We start from the raw sequence: 3506 nt of genomic DNA, 5'->3' as shown, positions 1-3506 counted from the left end.
GGGGCACCGACGCCGAGATGCGGGCGCTGGCCGAGGCCGAGCTGCCAGGGGTCGAGGACCGCATCGAGGCGCTGCAGAAGGACATTCAGATCCTGCTGTTGCCCAGGGATGCCGCCGACGACAAGAACGCCATTCTCGAAATCCGCGCCGGCACCGGCGGCGATGAGGCCGCGCTTTTCGCCGGCGACCTGTTTCGCATGTACGAACGCTACGCCGCCGAACGCGGCTGGCGTTTCGAGACCGCCTCGGCCAGCGATGGCGATGCCGGCGGCTACAAGGAAATCATCGCCACGGTGTCGGGCAAGGGCGTCTTTGCGCATCTGAAATTCGAATCCGGCGTGCATCGCGTGCAGCGCGTGCCGGCGACCGAGGCCAGCGGGCGCATCCACACGTCGGCGGCAACCGTCGCGGTGCTGCCCGAGGCCGAAGAGGTCGACATCGACATCAGGGCCGAAGACATCCGCATCGACACGATGCGCGCCTCGGGTTCGGGCGGCCAGCACGTCAACACCACCGATTCGGCCGTCCGCATCACCCATCTGCCGACCGGCATCATGGTCGTGCAGGCTGAGAAATCGCAGCACCAGAACCGCGCCAAGGCGATGCAGATCCTGCGCGCCCGCCTCTATGATCTCGAACGCGGCAAGGCTGACGAGGAGCGCTCCGAATCGCGCAAGTCACAGGTCGGCTCCGGTGACCGCTCGGAACGCATCCGCACCTATAATTTCCCGCAAGGGCGCGTCACCGACCATCGCATCAATTTGACGCTCTACAAGCTCGACCGGGTGATGATGGGCGAACTCGACGAGATCATCAACGCGCTGATCGCCGATCATCAGTCCAAGCTGCTCGCCGACATCGGCATCGATGACTGACCTGCCCAACGCGCTCGGGCCGCTGCTGCGGGAAGCGCGGGCTCGGCTCGGCAGCACCGTCGACGACCCGGCGCTCGATGCGAGGCTGATCGTCGAGCATTTTTCGGGCACGACGCGCACGCAAGCCATTGCGGACCCCGAACGCAGGGTCGGCGCCGGCGCTGTTGCCGAAATCGATGCCGCGTTGAGACGCCGCGCCGGCGGCGAACCTGTGCATCGCATCCTCGGCTATCGTGAATTCTACGGTTTGCGCCTGGCGCTGTCGCCGGAAACGCTGGAACCGCGGCCGGATACCGAAACGCTGGTCGAGGCGATATTGCCCTTCGTCAAGGCGGTTGCGACGCAGGAAGGCGAGTGTCGCATCCTCGATCTTGGCACCGGCACCGGCGCCATTGCGCTGGCGCTGCTCAGCGTCGTGCCGACGGCTAATGCCACCGGCGTCGATCTGTCCGCGGGTGCGCTGGCGACGGCGGCCCGCAATGCCGGGCAACTTGGTCTTGCGGGCCGGTTCACGGCGCTGCAGTCGGACTGGTTCGAAAAAGTTTCCGGCCGGTACCATGTAATTGTCGCAAACCCTCCCTATATATCTTCCGAAGACATTGGAAATCTGCAGGACGAAGTCCGCAATTTCGACCCGCGCCTAGCCCTGGATGGCGGCGCGGACGGTCTGAACCCCTACAGAACCATCGCTGCGGAAGCGGCAAGGTTTTTGGAAATTGAAGGCAGAATTGCGGTCGAGATCGGCCATACGCAACGCAACGAGGTCTGCGAGATATTCACTGCAGCCGGCTACGTGCCGGGCAGTGTTTTCCGTGACCTCGGTGGAAACGACAGGGTTATTGTCTTTGAAAGGATAAAGCCTTGACGCAGTGCAAAAAAGCGCTTGGCAATGCCGGGGAATGCGGCTAGGGTCGCCTTAACCGGATGAGACGAAGCAGGCAGTGCTCTTAGCGATTCGGTTTTCCTTGGAAATAGCTGCCTTCTTGCGCAAACGATGCCCAAGCTTCGTGCGGGAATCGTCCGGCAAGTGATGTAACCGGAACAGGATGACACGTGGCGCCAACGCAATCGATGCGGGCGAACGCCGGTGAAGAGACGAAACGGCTGGCTGCATGAGCGCCTCCGTTCGTGAAGAGTTTTTCGAAAATTTCAAAATGAAGAGAGTTTGATGAGGCCACAACAGCAGAACAGGCGCATGCGCGGTCGCAACAACAATGGCGGCGGCGGTGGTAACAATAACAACAATAACAACAACAACCGCAAGGGGCCTAATCCCCTGACGCGCAACTACGAGAGCAATGGCCCGGACGTGAAGATCCGCGGTTCGGCTCAGCAGATCGCCGAAAAATACGCCACCCTTGCCCGTGATTCACACAGCTCCGGCGACCGGGTCATGGCGGAGAACTATCTCCAGCACGCCGAGCATTACAATCGCATCATCGCGGCCGCACAGGCGCAGATGCCGATCCAGAACACGCAGCAGAATCGCGATGATTTCGACGATGATGGCGATGAGGACCGCGACGATTTCGACAATAGCGGCAACAACAGCAACGCTGCTTCCGACGTCCAGATCCCGGTGGTCAACCATGGCGCCGGCCCGCAGCCGGTTATCGAAGGTACGCCGGCCGAGGTCGCGCTGAACCGGGAAGGTGGCCGCGAGGCCCGCGATAACAATGGCGGGCGCAACAATGGCGGCCGCGACAACAATGGCGGGCGCCATCGTGATCGCCGCCCCAATGGCGGCTATGGCCAGAACGGCCAGCGCGACTTTTCATCGTCCGCCGAGCAAGGTGGTCAGCCCCAGGGCAACGAGATCCCGGTCCAGGGCGAAGCCGTTTCGCCGACCGAATCTGTGGCGCCGGCCGAACCGGCTCCGTCGTTCGAGAACCTTTCCCCGGCAGGTCTTGCCGCCCAGGCCGAACTCAACGAGGCGGCCGCCGAAAGCGGTGCTGCCCGTCGTCCGCGTCGTCCGCGCCGCCCGCGCGTCAACGCCGATCAGGTTGATGGCGGTAGTGACAATGCCAGTTCCGGGACCGACGCCGGCGAGGTGGCTGCGGCCCCGGCCGACAGCGGCAACGCCCAACCGGTCAATGTCGATATCGATAACTGACCCAACGGCATTTCAAGGCATTGAGCGGCGGAGAGAAATCTCCGCCGTTTTCGTTTGGGCGGCCGTGCAATATTATGTGGTTGCCGATATCGGGACGTCTTGAGGGTTCAGCGCCTGTGCACCATATCAGCCTCAACTGGACCCGGCTCGAATGAGCGGGTCCGTCACCGCAATCGGATCCGGTGCCGCAAAGCGGGCCGGTGATGGAAGGAGACAGATATGAACCTTGAGAAATACTCAGAGCGCGTGCGCGGCTTTATCCAGTCCGCGCAGACCATGGCGCTTTCCCGCAACCACCAGCAATTCACCCCTGAACATATCCTGAAAGTGCTCGTCGACGACGACGAGGGCTTGGCCGCGTCGCTGATCGAACGCGCCGGCGGCAACATCCGCGACGTCAAGCTTGGCGTCGAGACGGCGCTCGAAGCGATGCCCAAGGTCGAGGGCGGCAATGGCCAGCTCTATCTGGCCCAGCCGCTGGCGAAAGTGTTTTCGACCGCCGAGGACCTGGCCAAGAA

At 62.7% G+C, this 3506-nt stretch carries 4 protein-coding genes; all 4 read left to right on the top strand.

All coding sequences use genetic code 11. From position 1 onward, the window contains the following. A partial coding sequence (gene prfA, locus EOA22_RS28000; RefSeq protein WP_127390379.1) for a peptide chain release factor 1 occupies positions 1–875 on the top strand: 875 nt, incomplete at its 5' end. Next, complete coding sequence (gene prmC / locus EOA22_RS27995) at positions 868–1740, top strand: peptide chain release factor N(5)-glutamine methyltransferase (protein WP_063169067.1); 873 nt, start codon at positions 868–870, stop codon at positions 1738–1740. The genes prfA and prmC, both read left to right, overlap by 8 nt. A 303-nt stretch (positions 1741–2043) precedes the next feature. Beyond that, positions 2044–2988, top strand: a complete 945-nt coding sequence (locus tag EOA22_RS27990) for a DUF4167 domain-containing protein (protein WP_024503799.1) — start codon at positions 2044–2046, stop codon at positions 2986–2988. 219 nt (positions 2989–3207) lie between these two features. Beyond that, positions 3208–3506 (top strand): Clp protease N-terminal domain-containing protein (locus EOA22_RS27985; protein ID WP_281040790.1); only part of this gene is annotated, 299 nt, incomplete at its 3' end.

Origin of the sequence: Mesorhizobium sp. M7A.F.Ca.US.014.04.1.1 (assembly GCF_003998745.1) — a bacterium.
Lineage (GTDB): Bacteria > Pseudomonadota > Alphaproteobacteria > Rhizobiales > Rhizobiaceae > Mesorhizobium > Mesorhizobium ciceri.
This window is presented reverse-complemented; position numbering and strand designations above follow the sequence as displayed.

Coding starts and splice junctions, on each gene's coding strand:
- prmC (WP_063169067.1), top strand. CDS start 868: ATGACTGACCTGCCCAACGCGCTCGGGCCGCTGCTGCGGGAAGCGCGG.
- EOA22_RS27990 (WP_024503799.1), top strand. CDS start 2,044: ATGAGGCCACAACAGCAGAACAGGCGCATGCGCGGTCGCAACAACAAT.